The 23,288-nt window shown below is 62.7% G+C and carries 9 protein-coding genes; 6 read left to right on the top strand and 3 right to left on the bottom strand.

What is annotated here, in order from left to right; all coding sequences use genetic code 11:
• A partial coding sequence (locus K678_RS13600; RefSeq protein WP_231376266.1) for a non-ribosomal peptide synthetase occupies positions 1-13,358 on the bottom strand: 13,358 nt, incomplete at its 3' end.
• 477 nt (positions 13,359-13,835) lie between these two features.
• Here K678_RS13600 and K678_RS13595 point away from each other — a divergent pair.
• Complete coding sequence (locus K678_RS13595) at positions 13,836-14,972, top strand: KamA family radical SAM protein (RefSeq protein WP_021133036.1); 1,137 nt, start codon at positions 13,836-13,838, stop codon at positions 14,970-14,972.
• 127 nt (positions 14,973-15,099) lie between these two features.
• On the opposite strand, the gene K678_RS19130 is transcribed toward K678_RS13595, so the two are convergent.
• Entirely contained in the window at positions 15,100-15,612 is a 513-nt protein-coding gene (locus tag K678_RS19130; RefSeq protein WP_021133035.1) for a transposase, read from the bottom strand.
• Positions 15,609-15,854 (bottom strand): IS5 family transposase, encoded by a 246-nt coding sequence (locus tag K678_RS19780; RefSeq protein WP_021133034.1) that lies wholly within the window; start codon positions 15,852-15,854, stop codon positions 15,609-15,611. Before K678_RS19780 ends, K678_RS19130 begins: the two co-directional genes overlap by 4 nt.
• A gap of 272 nt (positions 15,855-16,126) precedes the next feature.
• On the opposite strand from K678_RS19780, the gene K678_RS13585 reads away from it, so the two are divergent.
• From K678_RS13585 to K678_RS19115, 5 genes are all read left to right on the top strand, one after another.
• The gene (locus K678_RS13585) at positions 16,127-18,379 is read left to right on the top strand and encodes an alpha,alpha-trehalose-phosphate synthase (UDP-forming) (protein WP_021133033.1); all 2,253 of its coding nucleotides are present in this window, start codon (positions 16,127-16,129) and stop codon (positions 18,377-18,379) included.
• Positions 18,373-19,131 carry a trehalose-phosphatase gene (gene otsB, locus K678_RS13580; protein WP_021133032.1) on the top strand — a complete coding sequence of 253 codons (759 nt, stop codon included), beginning with the start codon at positions 18,373-18,375 and terminating at the stop codon, positions 19,129-19,131. The genes K678_RS13585 and otsB overlap by 7 nt, the downstream gene beginning before the upstream one ends.
• Positions 19,128-20,918 carry a glycoside hydrolase family 15 protein gene (locus tag K678_RS13575; protein ID WP_021133031.1) on the top strand — a complete coding sequence of 597 codons (1,791 nt, stop codon included), beginning with the start codon at positions 19,128-19,130 and terminating at the stop codon, positions 20,916-20,918. The genes otsB and K678_RS13575 overlap by 4 nt, the downstream gene beginning before the upstream one ends.
• Positions 20,919-21,140: 222 nt before the next feature.
• Positions 21,141-22,082 carry an ABC transporter transmembrane domain-containing protein gene (locus K678_RS19120; protein WP_196802586.1) on the top strand — a complete coding sequence of 314 codons (942 nt, stop codon included), beginning with the start codon at positions 21,141-21,143 and terminating at the stop codon, positions 22,080-22,082.
• Positions 21,991-22,923, top strand: a complete 933-nt coding sequence (locus tag K678_RS19115; protein ID WP_196802585.1) for an ABC transporter ATP-binding protein — start codon at positions 21,991-21,993, stop codon at positions 22,921-22,923. Before K678_RS19120 ends, K678_RS19115 begins: the two co-directional genes overlap by 92 nt.
• Positions 22,924-23,288 lie beyond the last annotated feature (365 nt).

Below are 23,288 nucleotides of genomic sequence, written 5' to 3'. Positions count from 1 at the left end.
ATCTCGATGTAAGAGCACGCGATCAGGGGCTCTTCCCGGCGCAGGCATAACAGCGGCCCGAGCAGCAGTGCCCGCGCCGGATCGCCATCGAGGAAGGCACCGCACCCGACCGCCGCAACATGGATCGGCCGACGCAGGCCAGCGCGGCAGAGGTCCTGGAGGAAGCTGCAAAAAGCCCAGTGGGTATCATCCGTGTCAGGCAGATAGAGCAGGTGAGCGACCGTCCCGCGCACGATCTCTTCGGCCAGACTCCGCCGTTCGTCGTCCCGGCCAGGCAGTGGGCGATGCGTGGCCGCCAACCCGGCAAGAGCCTCGGCCCATCCCGATCCCCCGCCGCCCAGCAGCAGGATATCCGCAGGCGTTGCGGGCGGTTGATCCGGCAGTACCGTCGCCTCCCATCCCACCGTGTAGAGGTCGGGTTCCGCCCGCTCGGCACGCTCCGGCCGAACCGCAAGAAACATCAGCCCGGCAAGCTCGATCAAAACTTGTCCGCGACTATCCGTCACCGTGCAATCGGCCAAAATCATCCCCGCCTGCCGATCGGTCACGGTCACCAGGGCGTAGACCTGCGACGGCAGAGGCTTATGAAGCCGGATGGCGCCGCAGGCGGCGGGCACGAAGCCGGATACGCCATGGAGGGCAAGGCTGGTGGCGACGTCGATCATGGCGGGGTGCCAGCCAAAAACCGTCAGATCGTCGCGGTACGCATCCGGCAAGGACAGAAAGGCCAACAGGCGGTTACCGTCTTCGGCCGCCCACATTGCTTCGCGGCACTGCCACCGCCCGCCGACGCGGATCACCGAGGCATCGCCCCCGCCCGTGAACGCGGCCATGGCCCCTTGCAACGCGGCGATATCAAGCGGCGAGGCAGGTGCGGCCCCACGACGCACAATTGCGCTGGCCGCCACACTCCATTCGGTGTCACGGCAATGGTGCACCTCAACCGCAATACCGCTCTGCTCTTCCGCCTCGGTCATCAGAACCGCACGGCTCCCCTCGCCCGCCGTCACCGGCTTGCGCCAACGGAGATTTTCGATAGTGAGGGGAACCGGCCCCAGGGCCTGGGCGATCAGATCGGGCAAGGCCATGCCCACCAGCGTCGGCACCTCCAACAGGCGATGGTCGGCAACCGGCCAGAAATCCGCGCGGTTGATGGCAATCGACACGGCGGTTCCACGCGGTGTTTCCGTCGGGGCGGACAGGAAACGGGCTGGGAAACGGGGCCAAAGCGGTGTCCGGACAAAGGGCGTCGCGGGGAGATGCACCCGGTAGAGCGGGCGGTCCTCGGGCCAGTGCAACGAATGACCCAGGCAGAATGCCCGAGCGGCATCCTCCGCCGCCTCCCGCGCGGCAAAAACCCCGCTGGGAACGCTGTCGTCCAGGCGTCGCGCACAAACGGCGGGGACAAGCCCCTGGCCCAGATGTTCGAGCAATTCTTGGCGCGATCGCACCACCACCGCGCCCCGAACCAGAAGATCGTCGCGACCCACGGTGAGAGTCGCGGCAATGGCATGCAGAGGCCAATCGGGATGCGCGGCAACGGCATCCCGCACCGCTTCGGCATAGGCGGCCAGCGTGGCCACATCGGGCGCAGACAGCGGCACGCAGATCCAGCCGCCCTCATCCGTTGGCAGAGTGCGGCCAGCGCTACCGGAGAGAATGACGTGGACGTTAACGCCACTGAGGCCAAAGGAACTGACCCCACATCGCCACGGCCGCCGCTCGGGCAACAGCGTCTCGAGAGTGCGGGCAACCCGCACCGGCGCACGTGCGAAATCGATGTGCGGATTGGGCGTTTCAAAATGCGGTTGGGGCGGAACCTGCCCCTGTTTCAGGCAAAGTACCGCCTTGGCCAGACCGGCGGCCCCGGCGGCGGCATCAAGATGCCCGAGATTACCCTTCACCGAGCCGATCGGCACCTTTCGCTCCAAAGCGGGACCGTCAGCCTCGAACGCCCGGCTGATCGCCTCGATCTCGACCGGATCGCCCAGCACCGTCGCGGTTCCGTGGGCCTCGAACAGATCGAGGTCCGCCAGCGCGATTGCGGCATCGCGTGCCGCCTGACGAATGACGGCGGCTTGCGCGTCCGGATTGGGCGCGGCCATGCTCGAGGATTTGCCGTCCTGGTTAACCGCGCTGCCGAGAATCACGGCATGAATGGGATCATTGTCGCGTTGCGCCTGCTCCAGCAATTTGAGCACGAAAACCGCCGCCCCCTCGCCCGCACCGACGCCATCGGCCCGGGCGTCAAACGTCCGGGTCTGCCCCGAGGTGGATTCGATGGTGAACGCCCGATCGCCCTGAACCGGCAGATCGATGACATGCGCCCCACCGGCCAGGGCAACGCAGCTTTCACCACTGCGCAGGCTGCGGCACGCCTGATGCACGGCGGCAAGAACCGACGAACAGGCGGTGTCGATGGTGGCGGCAGGACCCTGCCAATTCTTTAGATAGCTGATCCGCGCCACCACGTTGGAGGGGACGTTCAGCAGATAGATCCGCTCGGACTGCGCGGGAAAGGCCCGCGTCACCGCATCTTGGAAAAGACGGCATGGGCTGGCCCCGACAAAGGTCCCCACCGCCTGGTTCGCCAGGGCCTCGCCGCCATATCCCGCATCATCAAGTGCGCGCAACGCCGCCTCGATAAAGATACGCTGGCGGGGATCAAGCAGACTGGCATCGCTAGGCGACAGGCCGAAGCGGCGATAATCGAACGAGGAGACATCGGACAGGTACGCCGCCTCACGCACCCGCGCATCGTCATAGGCCAGACCGACCGCCTCGAACACCTGACGTGTTTCCCGGCGGCGATTGCCCGGCATCGGCACGGTGATGTCAGCCCCGCGACCAAGATCGGCCCAGAAGCGGTCATAATCCTCATGATCACCGAACCGCACCGCCATCCCGATGATCGCCACCGGCGCATCGGCGGCCACAACCGGGGCGGGCACCGCTGCTCCCACGCTCTGTCGCTGCTCGATCCGCCGCACCTGGGCCGCAATCGTGCTGTCCGAGAACAGACTGGCCAGCGAGAACGCCCCCGGCCAGCGCGCGTCGAGGAGAGCGTGCAGCCGCACCAGCAGCAAGGAATTGCCGCCCGCCTCAAAGAACCCCTGATCGTCCGGGGCCTCCACTTCCGGCATCACCTGCCGCCAGATTTCCCGCACCGCCGCCTGCGTTACGCCGTCCCCGGTACTCTCCGCGACCAACCGCAACGGACGTCCCCGCAGCGCCTTGCGATCGGCCTTGCCGGACGGACTTAACGGGATGTCATCGGCCTCGAAAAACAGCGATGGGCACATATAGTCTGGAACCGCGCCCGCTATGACGCGGCGAATCTCCGGCAGGGACAAACCCTCGTCTCGCCGGGGCAGCAAGAACGCCTCAAGCGCGTCATATCCGCCGATGCGGCAGACCCGCACCACCGCCTGTGCAACGCCGGGGCACCGGCCGAGCGCAGCCTCGACCTCGCCCAATTCGATCCGGAAGCCACGGATTTTGACCTGATCGTCATTGCGCCCCAGATATTCGATGCTGCCGTCACAAAGCCACCGCCCAAGATCTCCGGTGCGGTAAATCCGGCCTTCGGCGTGGAACGGGTCTGGAAGGAAGGACCGGGCGGTCAGATCCGGCCGATTCAAGTAGCCCCGGGCAACCTGAATCCCGCCGATATAAATCTCGCCGGTTACCCCCACGGGAACCGGACGAAGCCGCACATCAAGGATGTAGAGACGGGTATTGGCGATCGGACGCCCAATCGGCACGACGGTCTCGGGGGTCGGCCGACATGGCTGCCAGGACACATCAATCGTCGCTTCGGTCGGACCGTATAAATTGTGCAACTCGGCGTCGAGCACCGTGTTGAATCGCTCGACGAGTTCGCGGGGCAGCGCTTCGCCGCTGGCAAACACAAAGCGCAGCGACCCAAGCTTGCCGATGTCCTCGGGGCAAACAGCGAGATGATCCAGGAAGGCCCGCAGCATCGAGGGAACGAAATGGAGCACCGTCACGCCCCGGGACCGCACCGTCTCGACGATTTTCCCCGGGTCCATTTCGGCCCCCGGTTCGAGTAGAGCAAGGCTGGCGCCGCACCACGACCACCAGAACACTTCCCATACCGAGACGTCGAAGGACGTGGTGGTCTTTTGCAGCACCACGTCTCCCTGACCGATGGGAAAGCGCGATTGCATCCACAGTAAACGATTGCACAGGCTGCGATGCTCGATCGCGACTCCCTTCGGCCGCCCGGTCGAACCGGAGGTGAAGATGACGTAGGAAATCGAATCCGGCGCGACCGGCACGACGATTTCCGTCTCCGGCGGCGAGCTCTGTGAATCGACCACGTCTGGTGAGAGAACCCGCCAGCCGCTACGCGCGAATCTCGGGGCGTCGGCGGGAGCGCACAGCACGACAGCCGGTCCGAGATCGTCGCAGATCGCGTCGAGACGCGTCTCGGGCAAGGCAGCGGAGAGCGGGACATAGACTGCCCCCAGACGCTGCACGGCGAAGACGCACACCATCATGTCGAGGGAGCGGGGATAGCATACCCCGACATATCCGCCACTGACGATTCCGCGCTCCGCCAGCCATCCGGCCAGTGCCGTAACCTGGCGATCAAAGCCCGCATAGGTGCAGACGGCCCCGGACGGGTCCACCACTGCCGCCGCCTCCGGCGTCCGCCTCGCCTGTGCGCGGAACAGGCTGTCAATGTCGCGTTCGACGTCAAAGGGGACATCGGTCTGGTTAAAGACCTCCAGCCTCAACCGTTCCGGGACAGGCAGGATGTCAAGCTCGGCAACCGGCACCGCGTCAGAGTGGAAAACCGCGTCGGCAAGGACGGCAAGCCGGTCGGCCATCGCCTGAACGGTGTCCTGCCGGAACAGATCGGTGGCGTATTCGAGATGGATGGCGTAGCCGCCCTCGGCGTTTTCGCGAAAATAAATGCTGAGATCAAACTTGCTGACCTCATGGGGGAGCGAAATCGGCTGCATGCACAAAGGAGCGCGGCCGAAATCCCCCCACGACGCATCCTCAAGAGCGATGAAGACATCGAACAGAGGATTGCGGGCGGCGTTGCGTTCCTCTCCGACCGCGTCGACCACCGCCTCGAACGGACAAGCCTGCGCCGCAAGGGATTGCTGAAACGCTCGGTTTACCGTTTGCAGCAAAGCAGCAAACCCCGCGTCCGGTTCCAGCCGGGCGCGGATCACCAGCGTATTGACGAAAAGCCCGATCATCGCCTGGGTCTGCGCGAGGTCCCGATTCGCTGCCGGGCATCCGACGATCAGGTCGGTCTGGCCGGTATGGCGATAGAGAAACGCGTCGACCAGAGCGACAATCACCGGAAACGGCGTTACCCCCGCCTCACGGGCATAGCGTTTAAGGGCAAGGCTGCGCTCCGGCCCGAAATCGACCACCACCACGCCACCGGCGGAGGTCCGGGTTGCCGGACGGGGGAAGTCGAGCGGCAGGCGCAACCGTTCGGGCAGGGGCAGCAACGCCTCCCGGATCGTCTCGATCTCGGGATATTCCCTCTCCGCCGACTGTTCCGCATAGCTGAGATAATCGAGATCGAGCGGCGGCCATGCGGGTTCGGACCTTTGCAAAAGCGCGCCATACGCTTCGTTAAGCTCACGGGTGAAAATCGCCGCCGACCAGCCGTCAAAAATAATGTGATGGAAGCTGAGCAGCAGAACCAAGGCGTCGGCCGATTGCCTAAACAGCGCGACCCGGACCAGCGGGCGGTCGATTCCGAACGGCATCTCGGGCAATGCCTCGCCGTTCCACGGTTCGTCGTGCCAGTCGAGACGCAGACCGCCCGGCGGGGCAAGCGTCTGTTCCGGCCTGTCCGCCGCAACCCGCAGCCGCAACGCATCGTGGCGGCGCTCCACCAGTTCAAGGGCGCATTGCAGTCGATCGCGATCGATCGTCCCGGGAAGCGTTGCCGCGAACGGGATCACGTATGACCGCGCATCCTCGTGCAAGCGCTGCAAAAACCACAGACGCCGTTGCGCCGGCGACAGCGGATGCCGCTCCCGTGGCACGATTCGCGGAATCGCCACCACCGGCGCGGAAATATCGCGGATGCGGGCGGCAAGCTGGCGCGGGCTGGGATTAGCCATGATGTCGTCGATGCCGACGGCGACAGACAAATCCTTGCGAAGTCGTGCCAACACACCCATCGCCAGCAGACTGTGACCGCCCAGATGGAAGAAATCGGCATCAGCCGAAGGCACCACGCGGCCAAGGACGGATTCGTAAGCGGCTATCACCACGCCCAGAATGTCGTCATCGCCGGGGACGGATCGCTGCGGATTCGGTGTTGTGCTCCCCTCGCCCACCAATGATTCGGCGTCCGCCTGGGCGGCACCGTCCACCTCGCCCACGCCTGACGCAGCGGCGAAGGCGGCGGCGATCGCCGCTTCGATGGAGTGGCAGGATTCCGCCTCCGTCGCCGTCTTTAGCGCGGCAAGCAAACGGCTTTGCAAGGCGAGAACACGATCCCGCGGCAATTGCGCCGGATCGAAAAGGAAGCGCACCCCCAGGCTCTCTTCGGGAATGACCGAAATCCCAAGAGGATAGGGGATTTTTTCGAATCCGCTGACCTCACGCAACGCCACCTTGCCGCTATTAAAGCGGGTCGAGAACGGATAGGTCTCGAAAACGATGAGATGATCGAGCATATCACGGGCGGTTTCGGCAAGGGGCAGATAGCCGTGGCACATCTGCTGAAGGCTTTGCTCCTTGAGCGAGGCCAGGAGATTGGCAAACGACGAATCCGCTCCCCACCGTGCCCGCAGCGGCACGGTCTGCACGAACAGCCCCACCGCCCGATCGATCCCGCTGAGTTCCGCCGGTCGGCCGGAGGTCACGATGCCGAACACCACGTCGCGACACATGCGGTTTTCACCGCTAAGAACCAGCGCCCACAACGCCTGAATCAACACCGGCAGGGTCACGGACCGGGCGGCAGCTGCGGCCCGCAGCCCCTCGCTCAATGTGCCGTCGAGCGTCATCTCAACGGTTTCTGGCTCGCCATCCCCCGCCGGGTGCCCGGCCTCGGCCACCCGGGTCGGCCCGGTAAACCCGTCCAGGAGTGACCCCCAGTAGGTTCGGGCGGCGGCCTCGTCGAACCGCGCCCGCCAACGGACATAATCGGCAAGCGCGAACGGCGCGGGCAGTTCGGGTGCGGGATGCCCGGCCAGCCGCTCGGCAAGCGCGAACATCTCCTGGAGCAGAATGCCCATGCACCAGCCGTCCATCAGCAGGTGATGGAAGCACCAACTGACGATCACGGTTTCCGCGTCAGGACGGAAAATCTGCATCCGCAGCAGCGGACCTTTTTGCAGATCGAATCCCCGGTCCCGCTCCGTCCGCAGCAACGCCGCGATTTCCGCCGAGACCACCGCGCCGGGAAGATGCGACAGGTCGTGATAGGCGATCCCGCCGCGACCCTGGCGCAGCACCACCCGAAAGAACTCGCCGGGGCACGGCATCGGAAACACCGCGCGCAGGCTTTCGTGACGGGCCACGACCTGCCGCCATGCCCGCATCAGCAGGAATTCGTCAACGTCACCGTGGAAGGTAAACGCCACCTGCTGTGTATACACACCGACGCTGGGCCGCAGCGCTTGATAGAGCATTCCCTTCTGATTGAGCTCGGGCAGCGTGATCCGCTCGATCTCGTTGGCCGTGCTTCCACAGGCGGTGCGAATCGCGGTCTCGGTTTCCTCGGGCACATAGGCCGGAAGCGTCATAAGCACGGCACGCCAGTTTTCCAGCAGGCTCGAAACCCACGCTTCGGGGAGAATCTCGGGATGGAAATAGGCCTGAACCCGCAACACGCCGCTTTCGTCGAAAAAGGACGTCAGGTCGAGCGGGCTGGATGGTTCGAAATTCGGCGGCAGCAATTCGGGGATCGCGCCCGGCCCGGCGCTGTTAAGCAGATCGTTCCCTTCGGTGCCGGAAGCCAGGGTGCCCAGATAATTGACGGCGATCTGTGAGTCGAAGCCGAAGCGGCGGGGATCCTCGCGGCGCAGATAGCCATAGGCGTTGGCAATGCGGGCGGTGAAGCGATCGCGAATCCAGGGAAGGACAGTAACGCGGGCCTCTGCACAGGAAGAGGCGGGACCGAGCGGCATCGGGCAGACGGCGGTAAACCAGCCAAGGCTTCGCCCGACATCGCAATCCGGCAGCAGATCGTCGCGGCCGTGGCTTTCCAGGGTCACAAACACCGCCTGCCGCTGTCCTTGCCGGTGCAAGGCGCAGGCGAGTGCGGACAGGAGATCGGCCAGGACCGACGACGAGTGCTCGGACCGAAAGCCCGTCAGGCGCATGTCCCGGACGATGCGCTCAGAGGCAAGATCGCGGGCCTCGCGCGACAGGGCACCAAGCGGTGCCGTCGGAGTGGCACAAACAATCTCCCAAAAGCTGCGATCCTCCCTTGTGGGGAACGCGCCGTGCGCCACCAACTTTTCGACTTCCACCGCCCGGGTGGCGACACCACGCACCTCGCGCTGGGCACTCCCGCCTTGGCAGAAATGGTCGAAATCTCGGCACAGAAGGTCCAGGGAAACGACGTCGAGCACAAGGTGATGCCCGACCAGGACCAGGAACCGCGTGTCTCCCCGTTCGACGAGGAACGCGCCGAGGGTAACCCCCGCTTCCGGGTCGATCTCGACGGCAACCGCACGCACGGCGGCACGCAGAATCTCGATGGTGGTGGTCCCGCTGTCAAAAACCCGGCGGTGCAGAGAAAGGGGACGCGGTTCGGCCAGCATCGTTGCGTGATCTTGGCGGAATGCCAGACGCAAGGCTTCGTAATGCGTGGGCAGGACGCTCAGCCAGCGCTCCACGGTCTCGACAGATACGCCGGGACGCAGTTCCACCGGCAACGCCATCAGTACCGCCCGCCAATGATCCGGATGAGCGGTCAGGAAATCCTGCTGGAACGGCAAGAGGGGGACATTCTGCCCGGCAACGACAGGGGCTACCTGCTCCGCAAGCGTCCCCTCACCGCTATCCTCCAGCCGGGCGCACAGATCGGTGAACCGGGGAAACCGCATAAAATCGGACGCGGCAAGGGTGGCGATCCCATTGCGGTGCAAGATACCGGTAATCTGAATCGCCTTGATCGAATCCCCGCCATCCTCGAAGAAATCAACGGGGTCCGCCGCTCTGACGCCCAGGATTTCCCGCCAGGCATCCGCCAGAATCTGGCGGGGGTCGCGGTCGGCGTCGCTGAGATCAAGCGCGGCGATTTCCTCCGCCAAATCCGCCAGCAGCGCCTCGCCCCCGGGAATTACTACGGCATCGTATTCCAGCACCAGGCGCGGGGCCTCTCCGGTCTCCAGGGTAAAGCTGCCCGAAAACTTGCTGGCGCGGAGGCAGGCTCCGACCCGGTCGACGACGAGACCGTCAGCCTCGATCCGGGCGGGAACGGCATGGGTCGCCAGAAAGTCAGGGACGGCGGGAAAGTCACAATAGCGGCTGTGGACGAGCGCCTCGCGCAAGTGCGCGGCGGTCCGTCTCGACGCGGCGACAGCGTCCTCGCCCCCTTGGATGCACAATGGCAAGGTGTTGACGAAGAAGCCTGCGGTACGGAACTCGTCCTGGGTTTCGCGCAACCCGACAGGAACACCGATCAACAGGTCCTCGTCCCCGCGCCTGCGGCACAGAAACCGCCCCAGCACCGCAACGAACGCGGCGAGAAGGGTCGCTCCCGACCGGCGCGCCAGCGTCTCCAGACGCTCGATTGCGGCAGGGGCGAGAAGGTGCGTGCACATTGCGCCCCGCCGTTCCATCGCGGGCACCGGGCGCGACGCCGCCGCCGAGGCGCACACTGCCTGCCAATAGGCGGCATCCGCCCTCGCAGCCTCCGAACGGAGATAGGCGGTTTCTCTTCGGCAAAATTCCGCCTGAATGGCCAGACGTCCCAAGGCGGGAGGCTCGTCGCGAAGGGACCCCACCGCGCTTCGCAGCAGAATGTCGAGGGTCTCGCCATCACCGGCGACATGGTGCAGCACGATCAGCACCTGGAGCCGATCCGGCAGCCGGGACGCGATCAGCCGAACCGGAGGCTCGTGGCGCAGGTCGAAGGGGGTGTGGCTCTCCCGATCGAAAAATGCCCCGGCTTCACTCACATCGGAAAACGTTTCGATCCGGGGGGAAATCGTGGCCCCCGCCGCGAAGCGCGGCGCGTCAATATCACCTGCAATGGTGCAGCACAGAAGCTCCTGAGCCTGCACCGCCCGGCACAACCCGTCCCAAAAGTCCGCCGCCCGAGGACCACGCACTTCCAGCAACAGCGGCATGTTGTAATCGACGGTTCCGGCGTTGGCCTGCTGATACGCCCAGATGCGGAACTGAGCCCGGTTCAGCGGGGGGGCCGCAACGGGCTCAAACGTCCGCTCCACCCCGTTGCGGCGCAACAGCGCCTCGACGTCGAACAGGGTCTCGCACGCCGCGAAATCGCGAAAGACGACATCGACGCCGAACGTCTTGCGGATGTCGTGCAGGAACGACATCGCCGACAGGCTGTTGCCTCCCTGCATGAAGAAATTGACGGCGGGATCGCAGGGCCTGCCCAGCGCCTGCGCGCAGATGTCCAGCAAGCGGGGATCGGCGCTACGGCCTGGGTCCGCAGGGGCACGGTGGATGGCCTGCGTCTTCATCAGGCTTTTGCGATCGACCTTGCCGGTCGCGGTAACGGGCATGGTCTGAAGCAGATGCCATTCCGACGGCAGCATATAGCCCGGCAGATGCCCCCGGCTCCACGCGATCACCGAATCCAGGGTGGCCCCATCCCGCAGCACCAGGAACGCGGCCAGTATGGTCTGTCCCGCCGTGTCCTTGACGGCAAGGGCGGTGGCCTGACTGACCTGTGCGCAACGTTCGAGCAGAAAGGAAACCTCTCCCAACTCGACGCGATTGCCGCGAATTTTGACCTGATCATCGGCCCGGCCGACGAGGAGAATTTCGCCGTCCTCGGACCACCGCGCCAGATCGCCCGAGGCATAGGCGCGGGCATCGCCGTCGGTCGGGGCACGGAACCGTGTATCGGTCAGGTCCGGGTTATTGTGATAGCCCAGCGCAACGCTCTCTCCACCGATCCACAGCTCACCGACCATGCCGGCGGGCAATACCCGCCCTGCCCTGTCGCGGACGCTGACCGCGACATTGGGGATCGGTCGCCCCACCCCGATAGGCGCAGATGCATCGGGCGGCACCCGCTTGATGGTGGCGCAGACACAGGTCTCGGTCGGACCGTAGGCATTGAAATAATCGAGGTGACGGGCGTAATGCAGGGCGTCGGCGACGATCGGCGGCTCGCCAGCGGTAATCAACACCCGCAACCCGGCGAACATGTCCTGGTTGAACAGACCGAGATACGAGGGCGGCAGCGTCACGACCGAAACGCGATTTTCTTCCATATAGCGTTTCAAGGTCCACGGCGCGTTCCGGGTCGCATCGCCGACGGGATAGAGGCAGGCCCCCGCGAACAGCGCCATGAACATTTCGGAAAGCGACGCATCGAAGATCGGGGGGGCGAATTGCAGTACCCGATCGTCCTGCCCCACCCCAAAAATGTCGATCTGCCCCTGGATCATGTTGGCAAAGCCGCCATGCGGTGCAAGGACGCCCTTGGGACGACCCGTGGAGCCCGACGTGTAGATGAGATAGGCCCCGTCTTGCGGTGAAAGACGGGCGGCGCACTCTGGACCGCAAGCATCGCGGTAGGAAAGATCGTCTGGATCCATCACCAGATCCGCACCGGCATCGGCGACTATGAACGAAACCCGCTCGGAAGGCGCGCTCGGATCGATGGGCAGATAAACCGCGCCGCAACGCTGGATGCCGAGGACAATCTCGGGAAGAGCGATCGAGCGCCGCGCCAAAACCGCAACGATGTCGCCCTTTTTCACCCCCTGCGCGGTCAGCCATGTCGCGCACCGGATTGAATTCCGCCGGACCTCGGCATAGGTTAACGCGGTGCCGATTTCGTCCCTCACGGCATTGCGGTCGGCGAAAAGCTCGGCCTTTTCGTCGAACAGGTCGGGCAGCGGGCGGATGGCATAGGGCCGCTCCGGCCCACGCCCCCAAAGCCCAAGCTCCCGCTTCTCCTCATCGAGAAGAAAATCAAGCTGCGACAACTCGATCCCGGCAGCCAGTTGCCGCGAAACCAGGTCGACCCGCTTGACGTAACGGTCGACGTCCTGCTCGCTTAGGTGGTTGCGGCTGCTGCGCATCGTCAGAGAAAACTGCCGCGTCCGGGGATCTTGGAGCACCATCCCGCCAAACAACACCGGCTCTTGATCGCTATGCTGCTGGCTGCAATCCCAAATCGGGAACTCGGGCGTTCCCGCTGGCACGTTCGGCAGGTAATTGATGAAGGTGTCGGCGAGAAAAGAAAAATCCTTGTTCTCGAACCGGCGCATCGCAAGCTGAAACGGCGTGCGGACATGGCGGAAGAACGACGCGCATTGGGCGGCGATCTCCTGGGTGAGCGAGGCGAAGGTCGGGTGCTGACGCAAATCGACGAACTGAGACGGCAAGGCCACGCACATCCCCTGACGCCGGTCAGCCGCCTTGCGTTCACCAAACGCAATCGGAGTCTGCACGGCGATCTCGGCTTCATCGCACATGAAACCGACGATCAGCACATGAACCGCGGTAAAGAAAACCGCCGGACTGATCCGCCGCGCCGCGATCAAAGACGCAATGGCCGATGACGTCTCGTCCGAGAGGACGTATTTCTTGTGGCGGGAATGACCGAGCACATCGGCACATCCGGGCCGCGCGCGGAAAATCCGCTTTTCCGGGCTTTGGCGGAGATGGTCGGCCCAAAACGCCATGTCCCGCTCGAACTGCGCCGAGGCGCGATGCGCCTGATCCTCCCGATAAGGTTGGGAAGCCGAGCAGATCTCGCCCTGGCTGGGGACCTCGCCCCGTACCAGAGCGGTGTAAAGAGTGCCGAGAAAGGCGATGTGAAACAGGATTCCCATCCCGTCGAGGACAAGGTGGGAACTCTTGATCGCGACAATGCTGTCGGCCTCGTCGGTCCAAATCAGCATATAGCGGATCAACGGGGTATCGACCGGCTCCTCGAAAAATCCGGCCAGCCTAGCGTCCGCGGCGGCGGTGGGATCGGCCTCGCCGCGCGCGTCGTAAAATCGGAAATCGAGGTTTTCATCGGCACCGATCCGGAAACGAGGTTCAAGATCGTCCGGGCACAACGTCGCACTCAGCAACGGAATGTGGTGCAATGCCAGACGGATCGCCTCACGGAAGCGATCTGGATCGACGGCACACTTAATAGAATGGAAAGTCCTCATGGCGGTTTCGGAGTAATCCGACATCGCCGTCAGGGACGAAAGCCAAAGCTCACGCTGCCAACTGGTGAAAGGAACAGACTCACTCATCCTGCACCATCAATAATGGTTTGCGCCGCTATCAGGACAAGCCCGAAATCACCACAGATCGATATGGCAGGTTTCGTGCCTTAAAACCTTCTCGTAGCAGGTAAGCTGGATCGCGGTGATGAAGAGCATTTCACGGTTCATCACCGCCAGCGCAACTCATGCTTTTATATTTTTTTGCAGAAAACGCCATTTTCCCTTCTGCCGAGAGAATTTAGCCCCCGCCTCCCCCTTGAGCAATGGATAAAATACTACTACCGTAATCGGAATTCCGCGTATCGGAGATACCTCCACAGGCCGAAAATACCGTATCGCCTCACTCTGGACCCAATGGCGGACAATCCGGCTCCTCTTTCCCGAGCATCCGAGATGGATTTCCTCCTGAGGCCGCCCTGCGAAGCTACAAAGGCCGTAACGATGGACGAAAAAATCGACTGGACGTCTCTCGACTGGCGGAAGGAACTCGCCAACAACATCGTTACCGTCGATCAGCTCAAGGCTTACACCCCTCTTGATGAAGCTGAGGAAGCGGCGATCCGCGAGGTGGTGACGGCCCATCCGCTGAATGTGTCACGCTATTATCTCAGCTTGATCGATCCAACCGATCCCTATGACCCGATCCGCAAAATGTGCCTCCCCAGCGCCGAGGAGCTGGTCACCGTCGGGGCGATGGGATCGACCACCGCCGACCCCTATGGCGACGACAAGCACGACAAGGGGAACGGAATCCTACATAAATACGATTACTCGGTCCTGCTGGTGGTCACCGAAACCTGCGCCACCTACTGCCGCCATTGCTTCCGCAAGCGTATCGTCGGACGGTCGAACCACCTGACCTTAAAGGATTTTTCGAAGGCGCGCGACTATATCGCCGCCCATCCCGAGATCGACAATGTCATCTTGTCGGGGGGCGATCCGCTGATGCTGCCGACGCCGGTCCTGCGCGAGATGCTGACCGCGCTGGCTGAAATCGAGCATGTCAGGTTCGTGCGGATCGGTTCGCGGATTCCCGTCACCTACCCCCTGCGCCTTTTCGACGATGCCCTGATCGATCTGCTGGGACAGATCAACGAACGCAAGACGCTCTATATCCCCACCCACTTCAACCACGCCCGCGAAATCACTCCGACCGCGACCGATGCGATCCTGCGGTTGCGGATGCGCGGGATCACCGTCAACAATCAGGCGGTGCTGTTGCGTGGAGTCAACGATACCGCGAAAGATCTGATCGAGCTGATGAATGGATTACTCACGATCGGCGTGAACCCCTACTACCTCTATCAATGCATGCCGGTAACGCGGGTCCGTCACCATTTCCAGATTCCACTCCGTGAGGCGAGCGCAATCGTCGATAACGCGCGGGCGCACCTCAACGGCTACGCCAAGCGCTTCAAGTTCATCATCGGCCACGACATCGGCAAGTTTGAAATCTGCGGCATCCTCAATGATCAGATCGTCCTGAAGCAGATTCACGCCCGGTCCGGCCATGACGACCAAGCGTCCCGGCTTATCATGCGGCCGATCGACGACAAAAGCGGCTGGATCAGCCTCTGACCCCTCCACGCTGCCCGGATAAGGCTCGAACTGGCTGCGGCGCTGATCGACCAGCAGAGCCCGGCAACACGAAACCAAACTGCACTGATCGGTTAAGGTCTCTGGTGAAACGGTAATCCCCCCATTTTTAGCGGGGGTTGGACATAGAATTCATGCGGCCAATTTCAGTTTCTGGGCGGGTGTGATCGTGCTCGGCGGCCGAGGACCCCTCCCCAGCGCCGGATGAAGCCGTGGCGCCGGTCGGTCGAGATGTGGTTCTTGTAACCGAGGCAATCTCGACGCCCTTGGCCTTGGCGCCTTCCGCTTTCGGCGTCTTCGCTCTGGCCCGTTTCAGGGTCCAGCGGGCGTCCCTGTCCTTCTGCGCCAGCTTGTGCGGGGTCTCTTCCCAGCCGTCAGGGATGCGTCCCTCGCGGATCGCCTGGCTTCTCGTCGTCGTCGTAATGGTGGCGTCGATGATCTGGCCCGACATCGCCAAATAGCCGCCTTCCTTCAGCTTGGTATCGAACACCGCGAACAGCTTCTCGATCGCGTTAGCCTCGGTCAGCGTCTCGCGGAACAGCCAGATCGTCTTGGCGTCCGGTGCCTTGTCCGCCAGCCCCAGGCCGAGAAAACGTTTGAACGTCAGGCGGTCGTTGATCATGACTCTGCCTGGTCGTCGGACAGGTTGTACAGCGCCTGAAGGACCAGGATCTTAAACATCAAAACTGCGTCATGGGGCGGACGGCCATCCCGGGCTCTGTCGCTGCGGTTCAACGCCTTGTCCAGCCGGTAGCAGAACGCCTCGAAGTTCACCACCCCCAGCAGCTTCTCCAGCGGGTCGCCAGCCTTCGACAACTCCGCATACCGCTCCTCAAGATCGAAGAGCCCAGGCTGCTGACCCATTGCCCCCTCCAATACGGCCTGGAGCTCATTGAATCAGCAGACCCCGCTCTGGGCCAGGGTTTTTCGAGGTGTCGGGGGTGCTCTCGCAATGAATTTGCGAAGATTGGTTGTTGCCATACCATCATGATGCCGCAATCTGAATGTTAATTTTTCATTTCTGAAGTCCGCCATGAGCAAAGGAGAGTCGTTCTGCCATAAGCCCTGAATGCCGAACTGAAGGGCTTAGGTAAATGAGCGGAGAACTTCGGTCCAAGTGAAAAAGGACTCAGGCAATGCGAATGGCCTTCCGCTTTGTTCTGCCTCTCCTGGCCTTGCTGGGGGTGATGGCCTGGGGGGCGGCGCCTTTCGTCGGCGACCTGATCGAACGGTGGTTCCGCGCCGATGTCGAAATGCGGGCGCAACTGGTGTTCCACTCGATCCAGGACAGTGTCACGGGGCTGGTCGAGTCCAAGGCCGACCGCAAGATTACTCAATTATTCAAGCGGATCACCCAGGATGAGCGGGTGCTGGCGCTGGGCGTGTGCACGCCGGATGGGCAGCTCACACATCAATCGGCGGCTTGGCCGAAGCAATATGGCTGCCCGACCGTTCCCGCGACGGGGAAGCCTTTTGCGGTCGAGCATCTCGAGTCCGGTTCGATCCTGTCTGCGACATTTCCCCTGGCCGGTGCTGAAGGGGCCGACCTGGGTCGGCTGGTAATTCTGCATGATCTTCGCTTCATCGAGCGACGCAGTTCCAGCGCGGAAATCTATCTGGCGATCTGTCTTGCCATTCTGGGATTGGGAGTGGCGATCGTCACCGTTCTGGTCGCCCGGTTGACCTTGCGCGGCTGGGTTCGCGCTGTGCGGCAAGGCATGTCGGCCCCGGATCAGAACGGCAAGGTTTTGCCGCCGGAGGTCGGGCCGCTGATCCGCGAAATGCGCAAGATGCTGCGCGATCTCGATGTTCCCCGATCATTGACCGAAGCCATTCGGATCGAGTGGAGTCCGGACAGCCTGCGCGGCCTGCTGCGCGACGAATTACCGGGCGCCGAGGTCCTGGTCGTCTCGAACCGTGAGCCCTACATCCACAATCGTGAAGGCGATCAGATCGTTCTGCAACGACCGGCCAGCGGACTGGTCACGGCGTTGGAGCCGATCATGCGTGCCTGCGGGGGAACCTGGATCGCCCATGGCAGCGGCTCGGCCGACCCGGTGACGGTGGACCGCAACGATCATCTGGCGGTGCCCCCCGAGGCACCAGCCTATACCCTGCGCCGGCTCTGGCTCAGTGACGCGGAACAAGACGGGTATTATTACGGCTTCGCCAATGAAGGGATGTGGCCGTTGTGCCATATCGTGTTCGTCCGTCCGACCTTCCGCGCCTCGGACTGGGCGCAGTATGTCGCGGTCAACCGCAAGTTCGCCGACGCGGTGATTGCCGAGGCGAAAACCCCCAACCCGGTGGTGCTGGTTCAGGATTATCATTTTGCCCTGCTGCCCCGGATGGTGCGCGAGCGCCTGCCCGAGGCGACCATCATCACCTTCTGGCACATTCCCTGGCCGAACCCCGAGGTGTTTAGCATCTGCCCATGGCGGGAAGAGATTCTGGCCGGTCTGCTGGGCAGTTCGATCCTGGGCTTCCACACCCAGTTTCATTGCTTGAATTTCCTGGACTCGGTTGACCGGTTTCTCGAGTGCCAGATCGACCGCGAGCACAGCACCGTTCGCGCCAGCACTACCACCACCCTGGTTCGGCCCTACCCGATCTCGATCGAATGGCCGCCGCGTGCGCTGGCCGGGCAGCCACCGATCGAAGAGTGTCGTGACCGTGTTCGTCGCGCCCATGGCCTGTCGCCAAGTGTGCGTCTGGCCGTCGGGGTCGAACGGTTCGACTATACCAAAGGGATCGCCGATCGCTTCCGCGCGATGGAAAGCCTGCTCGATTCTCATCCGGGGTGGATCGGTCGGGTCACCCTGCTTCAGGTTGCGGCCCCCACCCGCAGCCGTCTCTCGGCCTATAAGGACACGCAAACCGAGGCCGAAACTGTCGCCCGAGAAATCAATGCCCGTTTCGGTACCGAGGATTGGGTTCCGATTCTGCTGGTCTCCCGTCATCACGAACCGGACGAGGTGTTTACCTTGTTCCGTGCCGCCGACCTCTGTCTGGTGTCCAGCCTGCATGACGGCATGAATCTGGTCGCCAAGGAATTCGTGGCCGCCCGCGATGACGAAGACGGAGTCCTCGTGCTGTCGACCTTTGCCGGCGCATCGCGAGAATTGCAGGAAGCGCTGATCGTCAATCCCTACGACATCGGGGCGATGGGTAAGGCAATCCATCAGGCGCTGTCGATGCCGGCCGATCAGCGGCGGGACCGGATGCGGCTGATGCGGGAAATGGTCGGCGAAAACAATATCTATTTCTGGGCGGCACGGATGCTGCTGGACGCGGCACGGATGCGCAAGCGCCGTCATATCGAACGAAGAATCGCCGTTGTCTCGCAAGGCAAGGCCACAGGAGCAAAGACCGGGGAAAGACGATGGTAAAAATCGACGCGATCGATATCGGAACCCGCCGCCTCGATTGGGCGGAGTGGGCATTGTTTCTCGACATAGACGGAACCTTGCTCGATCTGGCGCCGACCCCGGACGTGGTCGTGGTCCCCGCCGGTCTTCCCCAGCGGCTTCAGTCCTTGTCGGATCGGTTGTCCGGGGCTGTGGCCCTGATCAGCGGCCGCAGCCTGGAGAGTATCGACGACTTGTTTCCCGGCGGCTGCGATGCGGCTGGTACTCACGGTGCGGAATGGCGACGCTCCGGCCGGGTGGAGATCGTCGGGGAACAATGGCCCGCAGAACTGACTTGGTGGGTCAAAGGGGAATCCCGTCATCTGAGCGGATTGCTACTCGAAGAGAAGCCCTGTTCCCTCGCATTTCACTTCGCCGCCAACCCGACCATCGAATCCGCAGTCAGAACTCTTGCCCTGACGGCTGCCGCCCTGTCGCCGATTCCTCTCAAGCTGGTCGGGGGCAAGAATGTTTTCGAATTGGTGCCAGCCGGAATCGACAAGGGACAAGCCATCGAACGATTCCTCGGCATCCCGCCTTACGCCGGACGGATTCCGGTGTTTATCGGCGATGACCTGACCGACGAAGATGGTTTTCGCACCATCAATCGCCTGGGCGGCCTGTCTGCCCATGTCGGCAGCCGCGATACGTCCGCACGCTATCGGCTGGGCTCCCCCGAGGAGGTCCGGCAATGGCTCACCCGCCTCGACATCCTGATCGGAGCCCCCTCATGAGTTCCCTCGATCTCGGCATTATCGGAAACTGCACCATCGCGGCGATGATCGACCCGAAAGCATCCCTGGTTTGGGCCTGCTTTCCCCGTCTCGACGGTGACGCCGTCTTTGCGGCCTTGTTGAACGGCACGGCCCCGGGGGACGGAGCGGATGGTGCCTTTTGCCTTGATCTCGTCGACCAGACCCATTGTGAGCAGGCTTATCTGCCCAACACCGCGATTTTGCGCACGGTGTTGAAGGATGGACATGGCGGCGCGGTGGAGATTGTCGACTTCGCGCCCCGCTTCGCGTTGTTCGAGCGAATCTACCGCCCGCCCCTGATCGTGCGGCGCATCAGCCCGCTTCAGGGGCGACCGCGCGTGCGGGTGCGCCTGCGGCCCCGCTTCGAGAACGGTCGGGTTGATCCCGAGATCACGCGGGGCAGCAACCATATCCGCTATGTCTCGGCCGCTCAAACCCTGCGCCTGACCACCAACGCGCCGATCTCGTATGTTCTGGAGGAGCGGCCCTTCCTGCTCGACCGTCCGATCGACCTGCTGCTGGGCGGTGACGAAAGCCTGGAAGCGGGGATCGAACTGACCGCCCGCGACCTGTTCGAACGGACCCGCGATCATTGGCGCAATTGGGTGCGGTCACTGTCGATTCCGTTCGAATGGCAAGACGCGGTGATCCGCGCTTCGATCACGTTGAAGCTATGTCATTTCGAGGAGACCGGGGCGATCGTCGCCGCGCTGACCACCTCGATACCCGAAGCCCCCGATACCGAGCGGACCTGGGATTATCGCTTCTGCTGGCTGCGTGACGCCTATTTCGTGATCCATGCGTTGAACCGCCTGGGCGGGACGCGGATGATGGAGGATTACCTTCGTTTCATCGGCGATATCGTCGAGGACGCCCATGACGGAGCCTTGCGCCCGGTCTACGGCATCACCCGCGAGGCCCTGATCGACGAAAGCATTCTGTCCCACCTGAGCGGATACCGGGGAATCGGCCCGGTGCGGGTTGGCAACCAGGCCCATCTTCAGGTCCAGAACGACGTCTATGGCAGTGTCATCCTGGCCTCGACCCACGCCTTCTTCGACCGCCGCATGACCCGTCCCGGCGACGCGATCCTGTTTGAGCAATTGGAGCGTCTGGGGGCTCGCGCCGTCGCCGCCTTCGATCAGCCCGATGCCGGCCCGTGGGAACTGCGCGGCTCGGCTGCGGTGCATACCTTTTCGGCGGTGATGTGCTGGGCCGCGTGCGATCGTCTGGCCAAGATCGCCCGCCAGATTGGCCTAGCGGAGCGGGCCACGCATTGGCGCGGTGCCGCCGACCGGCTGCACGGCATCATCCGCGAACGGGCGTGGAACGCCGAACTGGGGTGCTTCGTCTCGACATTCGACGGGGCCGAAATGGACGCAACCCTGCTGCTGCTGCACGAAGTCGACTTTCTGGCGGCCGATGATCCTCGTTTTGCCGCGACGGTCGACGCGGTGTCGAGAACGTTACGCAGCGGCGACTTCCTCTACCGCTATGTCGCCGAGGACGATTTCGGGCGGCCCAAGACCGCCTTCGTGATCTGCGTGTTCTGGTACATCGACGCCCTGGCGGCGTTGGGGCGGCACCAGGAAGCCCGTGATCTGTTTGAAACCGTCCTGGCTCACCGCACCCCGCTTGGCCTGCTGTCCGAAGACATCGACCCGCGCAGTGGCGAGTTGTGGGGCAATTTCCCCCAAACCTATTCGATGGTTGGGCTGATCAATTGTGCGATGCGGTTGTCGCAGTCATGGGAAGAAGCGTTCTGAGGCTTTTTCCCTGAAGATTGTTTGGGTGGGATAGAAAGCGATTGAGCGGCTCCTTCGTGCTGTCGATGCATAGGCGTTCTGCCATAGTAAAAATTCAAACACAAGCGACGGGGATATAAATGAGGCCATCATTTTTGCCAAAAAAACAAATTTCTATGCAATAGAATAATTTTCGGCGTTTGCACCTGGCGGTGCGGCAAACGCTTCAAACTGAGAGATGTCATGTCTGAAATTGATGACGCGCCTGAAAATTACGACGACCTGGCTACGCGGCATGTGTCGCTGCGCCGCATCCTGGCGTTGTTCACGCCCTATCGCTGGCGGATTGTCGGCATCGTGGCGCTGATGTTTCTTGCGTCCGCCGTCAGCCTGGTCGGGCCGTTCCTGTTGCGTGACATCATCGATTCGGCGCTACCGGCGCACGATATCGAATTGCTGGTTTGGCTGGTGGTCGGAATGGTCACCGTGGCCATGAGCGGTGCCGCCGTGGGTGCATGGCAGGTCGTCGTCACATTCCGCATCGGTCAGGCGGTGTTGCACGACCTGCGGGTAAGACTGTACTCGCATTTGCAGAGTCTTTCGCTGCGCTTCTTTACCGGCACCCGCACCGGAGAAGTGCAGTCGCGCATTGCCGGAGATATTGCCGGGCTGCAATCCCTGGTCACCGAGACGGCCAGCGAACTCGGTCGCGCGTTGAGTGCGGTGGTGATGACGATGATCGCCATCGTCCTTCTCGATTGGCGCCTCGCCTTGTTCGTGCTGTTTATCGTGCCGGGTTACCGTTTTTATCAGCAGCCGCGTTGCCCGTGTGCGCGAGGCCCGGACCTATCAGCAGCAGGCTCGCGCGGCGGACATGTCCGTCGCCGTGCAGGAGACACTTTCGGTTTCAGGCATCATCCTTGCCCGCACCATGGGCCGCGGTCCGCAATTGGTGCAACACTTTGCGCGGATATCTGGCGATCTCGCCAAACTGGAGGTCAAGTCGCATACGGCGGGCGAATGGCAATGGTCGCTGATCGGGTTCGCCCTCGCGGTGCTGCCAGCCTTCACCCTGCTTGTTGGAGGCCTTCTCATGAAGACCGACAATCCCGCCACCATCGGCACGCTTGTTGCCATGATTGCGTTGCAGGAGCAATTGCTGTGGCCGTTCGAGCAACTCCTTGAGATCGGCCGAGACGCGCGCAAGACACGCGCTCTGTTCGCCAGAATCTTTGAGTATCTCGACAAGCCGGTCGAAATCGTCGAGCGGGTTGATCCGGTTGTGATTCCACGCAAGGCGATGCGTGGTACGGTCCAGATGGAACAGGTTTGTTTTTCCTATGAAAATGCGCACCGACCCGCCGTAAATAACGTGAGCCTGACCATTCCGGCTGGAAGCCACGTTGCGATTGTTGGAGCAACGGGGTCCGGCAAAACGACGCTCGGTTATCTGTTGGCGCGGCTTTATGATGTCGATAAGGGTGCCATACGCTTTGATGGCGTCGATTTACGGGATATGAGCTTCGACACCTTATCCCAAATGCTGGGCGTTGTGACGCAAGACCCATATTTGCTGCACGCCTCGGTCGCCGAGAACCTGCGTTTTTCCCGACCGGAGGCGACTGACGCCGACCTGATCGCAGCTGCGCGGATTGCCCAGATCCACGATCACATCACAGCACTGCCCAATGGTTACGATACGCTCGTGGGGGAGCGGGGCTATCGTTTCTCCGGGGGAGAAAAGCAGCGTCTGGCGCTTGCACGCACCATCCTGCGCGATCCGCCGATCCTGTTGCTGGACGAGGCCACAAGCGCCTTGGACACACGAACCGAGCGCGCGATGTCCAAGGCGCTTGACGACATGTCAAACGGGCGGACGACGATCACGATCGCGCACCGCCTTTCGACCATCCGCCACGCCGATCTGATCGTCGTGATGCAGAATGGACGGATCGCTGAGATGGGAACGCACGACGACCTGCTGGCTCAAGGCGGACAATATGCGGCCCTCTTGCGCGGGAACTGAACGTGTTTCAGGCAGGCAGATGTACGCGCTCTTGCATCTCTCTGCGCTGGGGCGATGCCGCCTGGGGTGGTGCCTAGGGCGAGATGATCGAGTTCACTTTGCGCGAAGAGGGCTGGCCCGATTTCTGGCGGATGATGATGGCCGAGGCCGCGCGCGGCGAGGAATAGGCTGTTCCGGAGAGCATTGGGTGAACACGGCATCAGTGGCCCGTTCGATCGGAATCATAACGCATAACGTCTTGCGTTATAAAATAATGCTGAACAACGTCAAGCGTCTGGATGATCTGAAGGTTCCGCCGAACAACCATCTTGAGGCGCTGCAACGCGACCGCGTCGACCAGCACAGCATCCGTATCAAGAATCAAT

Origin of the sequence: Magnetospirillum fulvum MGU-K5, from assembly GCF_000442515.1 — a bacterium.
Taxonomy (GTDB): domain Bacteria; phylum Pseudomonadota; class Alphaproteobacteria; order Rhodospirillales; family Magnetospirillaceae; genus Phaeospirillum; species Phaeospirillum fulvum_B.
The sequence above is the reverse complement of the archived record's forward strand: the minus strand, read 5'-3'. Positions and strand labels throughout refer to the sequence as shown.